Annotated in this window: 2 protein-coding genes; both read right to left on the bottom strand. The window is 67.6% G+C overall.

The features are described from left to right. On the bottom strand, positions 1-4,935 hold a 4,935-nt coding region (locus ACO2Q3_RS26860; protein WP_423312397.1), incomplete at its 3' end, for an ELWxxDGT repeat protein. A 134-nt stretch (positions 4,936-5,069) separates the two neighbouring features. Next, positions 5,070-5,370: FG-GAP repeat domain-containing protein (locus ACO2Q3_RS26865; protein ID WP_423312399.1), on the bottom strand; the 301-nt coding region annotated here is incomplete at its 5' end.

Here is a 5,370-nt window from a genome sequence, read left to right on the forward strand (position 1 = left end):
GAAGTCCCCGGTCCCGGCGAAGCTCCAGCCGGCCCCCGGAGAGCCCAGCTGCGAACTCTGGGCGATGGTGGTGTCGTGCATCGTCCAGACGGCGTACTGGCCGGCCGCGTTCTCGAACAGGATGTCGGCCTTGCCGTCGCCGTCGAAGTCCGCCACCGCCTTGACCGCCCACGACGCCCCCGGCGAGCCCAGGTTCCCGCCGCCGACGATGCTGGTCCCATTGAGGTCCCAGGTGGCCAGCATCCCGGCCGCATTCTGGAACAGCACGTCCGACTTGCCATCGCCGTTGAAGTCGCCGATGCCGACCTCGCTCCAGCCCGCGCCGGGCGAACCCAGGTTCCCGCCGCCGGCGATCGCCGAGCCCGACATGCGCCAGGTCGCCAGGGTCCCGCCTGCGTTCTCGAACAGCATGTCCGCCGAACCATCGCCGTCGAAGTCGCCGGTTCCGACATAGCGCCAGCCGGCGCCGGGCGATCCGAGAGTCGCGCCGGCGATGATCCTCGTGTCCTGAAGCTCCCAGCTGGCCAGAACGCCGCCGGCGCCGGCGAACAGCGCGTCGCTGCGACCATCGCCGTTGAGGTCCGTCGGCGCATGGTCCGGGACCAGAGTGGTGATCCCCTGCGGATAGGAGCCGTTGTCGACTTGTGTGTCGGTGACGCGAACCGTGCCGGCGACAGTGCCGTCCGACTTCCAAAGCTCTGCGCCGTTCACGCTGTCGGCGCCGTTGAAATAGAGCTCGTTGCCGACCGCGGTGAAGCCGTCGGAGAAGCTCTCGGGCAGGGCGTAGGCCAGCAGGAAGTGCGTGCCCGCCGCCGTCCCGTCGGTGACGAACAGGCCTGCGCCATGCGCGCTGTCCGAACCGTAGAAGAACAGCTTGGAGCCGACCTGCATCAGGAACTGCGCGTTCTGGCCGTTGCTGGCGCTGGTCAGGGCGACAGTGCCGCCCGCCGTGCCGTCGGAGCGCCAGACCTCCACCTTGCCCTGGCCGTCGGCGGCCTCGAAGTATAGCGCCCCACCCATGGCGATGAGATTGGCGGGGTTGGAGTCACCGGTCGGATTCAGGTCGGCGACCATGTGCGCGCCGCCGGGCGCGCCGTTGAAAACCCACAGCTCCTGGCCGTGAACGCCATCATTGGCGGAGAAGAACGCCTGGCTGCCGACCACGGTGAACTGGCTGGCGTTGGCGCCGTTCGGCGTCTCGGTATCGGTCAGCCGATGGGTTCCGGCGATGGTGCCGTCGGAGACCCAGAGTTCCGAGCCGTTGGTCGCGTCGCGCCCCAGAAAGTAGAGATCGGCGCCGGCGGCGAAGAAGGATGGCGTGTAGCCAGCGACATTGTAGACGCTGGTGAGGAATGTCGGCGCACCGTTGCTCGCGTCCACCACGAAGAGGCCGACGCCATGCACGGCGTCGCTCCCCAGGAAGAACAGCTTCGAACCGACAACGGTCAGGTAGCCGTCGCCATTGACGCCGCCGCCGCCCGCCACAGCGGTGCTGACCATCACGGCGCCCAGGGTCGGGTCGATGCGCCACACATTGGCGCCGTTCATCGGATCGGTGGCGGTGAAATAGAGCTCGCCGTTGAACACAGTGAGGTTCGCCGGCGACGATCCACCGGCGCCGGGCGAGATGTCCTTGGCCAGCGTCAGCGTGGCCATGGTGGTGTCGTAGTCCCACAGCTCAGTGCCGTGGACTCCGTCGTTGGCGACGAAATAGAGCTGAGCCCCGACGGCCGTGAGGTTGGTGGCCGCCATCGCGGCGACCTGCACTGTGCCCGCACTCGTACCGTCTGATATCCAAAGGCCTTGCGGCCCACTGTCGGTCGTGAACGCCATCTTGCCGTTCACGGCCGTGAACTGGTCGGGCTGCGACCAGCCGGACCCCGGGTTGACGTCCTTGAGCAGATGCGTGCCGGCCGCTGTACCGTCGCTGACCCACAGCTCCACGCCGTTCGGATCCATGCCGGCATAGAACAGCTTGCCGCCGACGACCCCGCCCTGCGTCATCAGATAAGGCGCCGCAGTGCTCAGCTGCGTGGTCTGGCCGGTGAGGGCGCTGTAGACATAGAGCCCGTCGCTCGGTGCGCCCGAGCCACGGAACAGCAGATCGTCGCCCAGCACGATCGGATCCGTCGTCTGGAAGCTTTCAACCACCTTGGTGCCGGCCGCCGTGCCGTCAGTGGCGTAGAGGCCGAAATTGAACACGCCCTGACTGGGATGATCGATTGCCGTGAAGTAGAGCTTGCCGTCCAAGGCCGTGACCTTGGAAATTCCGTACAGGGTCGTGGACAGCAGGGTCGCGCCATTGGCCGTCCCGTCCGTCACCCACGCCTCCCCACTGCTGTCGACGAAGAACAGCTTGCCATTCAACGGCGTGAACAGGCTGGGGCCCAGACTGTTCGAGCCCAGCGCCACATCCGCCACCATCGCGGTGCCGGCGACCGTGCCGTCAGATGACCACAACTCCGAACCGTGCAGCCCGTCATTGGCCGAAAAGTACAACTTTCCGTTGAAGACCACCCCCTGGCCAAGGGTCAGCGGGGCGGACGCCGTGGTCGTGGGGTTGACCTGCAGGCGGTAGGTCCCGGCCTGCGAGCCATCCGAGAACCACACCTGTTGGCCATGGACGTGGTCGTCGGCCACGAACACCACACCGCCGTCGAAGGCTGTCAGCTGCGAGGGACCGGAGCTGTCGACGCCCGGCGCGATGTCTTCAACGAGATGCGTCCCGGCGGCCGTGCCGTCGCTGACGTAGAGCTCTCCCCCCACACTGCTGGCCGAGCTGGCGCCGAAGTTTTCGCTGAAGAAGGCCTTCGAGCCCGAGACGACGATGGACGACGCGGCGCCGCCGCTGCCGGGGCCGTTGATCACGACCGCGACGCCGGACGACGAGGTGGCGTAGATGCCGCCGCTGGCCGTCACCGTGGCCGAGCCAGTGCCGCCTGAGTGTGTGCCGCCGCCCTCACTCGCCCCGGCCGCCGCCATCATCGCGTGGATCGACAGCGCACCGCCCGCCGCGGGCGGCCAAAGCAGTGTCGCATCGCCCGCGGCGCCGGTGGTGGCGTAGAGACCTACGCCGCTGGCCGCTATGCCATTGGCGTTGCCGTCGAGGATGAGCAGCTCATTTCCCAGCACCACCATCTGCCCGGTTTCGGCCGTGACGAAGCGGACCGTCCCGGTGGCCGGGTCAGCCGAGAACAGGCCAGCGCCATGCGTGGTGTCGGCGTCATCGAAATAAAGCTGGCCCCCGAACGCGATCAGGTTGGTGGGCGCGAGATTGGTGAAACCGGCGGTCGTCGAGGTGAGCGCCACGGCGTCGCCCACGCCCCCATCGGTCATCCAGAGCTGTGCGGTCGCGTAGGCGCCGTCCTTTGCGACGAAGAACAGCTTGCCGCCGATTGTCGTGAAGCCGTTCGCGGCGCTCAAGCTGTGGCCAGGCGGCAGGTTGGCCGCCAGACCCGTGCCGGCCGCCGTGCCGTCCGAGACGAACAGGTTGCCCGGCTGGGCATCCAGGGCGGCGCTGAACAGCAGCTGGCCGTTGATGGCGGTCGCCTCCGGAACGAACACCCCATAGGAGACGAAATCGAGCTGGAAGAGCAGGCTGCCGGACGGCGAGATCGGGTTGATGTTCAGCACCTCGTGGGTGCCCTGCGCCGTGCCGTCCGAGAGCCAGAGCTCCTTGTCGTACGGGCCTGTCGGGGCTGCGATCAGGGCCTGCGAGCCGAAGGCGGTGATCGTCAGCCCCGTCGATATCTGTCCGGGCGTGAAATCCTTGACCAGGTGGGTGCCGGCGACGGAGCCATCGCTTACCCAGAGCTGTGTACCGGACTGATTGGGGTCGTAGAGCTGAAAATAGGCGAGGCCGCCGATCACCACGGGCGCACTGATCGAGCCGGAGGCGACAAGGGTGGCGCCACTCGGCGTGCCGTCGGACAGGTAGAGGCCATCGGCCCCGCCTTGCGGGCTGCCGCTGAACAGCAGATGGCCACCGACGCTGACGGGCGCGAAGCGGACATCCCCGAGGGTCGCCACCACGTGCGTCCCCGCTGTGGTCCCGTCGGAGAGATACAGGTTCAGATAGCTGGACGTGTAGGTGGAATTCTCGAAATACAGTCCCGCAGGCGTTGCGAAGTACCCCCACGCCCCGAAATAGCTGCCGGGCTGGGTGAGCTTGACCGTGCCGGCGGCCGTGCCGTCGGTCGCCCACAGCTCGGTTCCGTTTCCATCGCTGGCCTGGAAGAACAGGCGCCCATCGGCGACGGTCAGATTGCTTGGCGCGCTGCTCACGAACGCGGGGGCGATGTCGCTGACCATCTGTGTGCCGGCGGCCGTACCGTCGCTGACCCACAGCTCCTGGCCATGCACGCCATCATTGGCCGAGAAGTAGAGCTTTCCGTTGAAGGCCGTCAGGGACGTCGGCGTGGCGCCGGCCATGCCAGGGTCGATGTCGGAGACCATATGGGTGCCGGCGGCCGTGCCGTCGCTGACCCACAATTCGGTCCCATGCGTCGCATCGCTCGCGGTGAAGAACAGCGCGTTGCCGACCGCCGTCAGGTTCGACGCGCCACTCACGGCGGCGACGAAGGCGGTCCCCGCGGCGCTGCCGTCGGAAACGAACAGGCCGGCGCCGTGGACGGAGTCGTGGCCGGTGAAGAACATCCTCCCGCCCACTGCCGTCAGCCCCGACGCCCCGGCCCCGTTTGTGGTCGTGCTCAGCTGAAGGGTCCCGGCCGCCGTACCGTTCGTGCGCCACAGCTCTGTGTCGGAGCCGATCGTGGTGGTGAAATAGATCAGCGGCCCGGCGGCCGTGAGGTTCGCCGGATTGGAGCTCTCCGAACCCGCGTCGAGGTCGGCGACCAGGGTGGTGCCGGCCGCGGTTCCGTCGGTGCGCCAGATCTCGCGCCCATGCACGCCGTCGTCGGCTGTGAAGACTTCCACCGGCACTGGACTCACCCCCACAGACGCGACTGGACCGGCGGCGCCGCCGCAACAGCTCTATCTAGAAGCGAGCTTTTTCCAAGGTCAACGACAGCCCTGCAACAATCGAGGAAACTGCGCCGATCAGCGCAAGATCATCCGATCAGATGCCACCCTGCGCCGGGGGCGCCGAAGGTGGCGCCGCCGGTGATGTGGTTGTCGTTGAGGGTCCAGCTGGCGAGATTGCCTGAGGCGTCCTGGAAGAGGATGTCGGCGCGGCCGTCGCCGTTGAGGTCCATCAGGCCGGCGAAGCTCCAGGTCCCGTGCGGGGCGCCGATGTCGCCGCCGCCGATGATCTGCGTGCCCGAGAGGTCCCAGCTGGCGTATTCGCCGCTGGCGTCCTCGAACAGCATGTCGGCCTTGCCGTCGCCGTTGAGGTCGCCCAGGGCCTTGAAG

It is taken from the genome of Caulobacter sp. KR2-114, from assembly GCF_049446115.1.
In the GTDB taxonomy this organism is placed as follows: Bacteria; Pseudomonadota; Alphaproteobacteria; order Caulobacterales; family Caulobacteraceae; genus Acaudatibacter.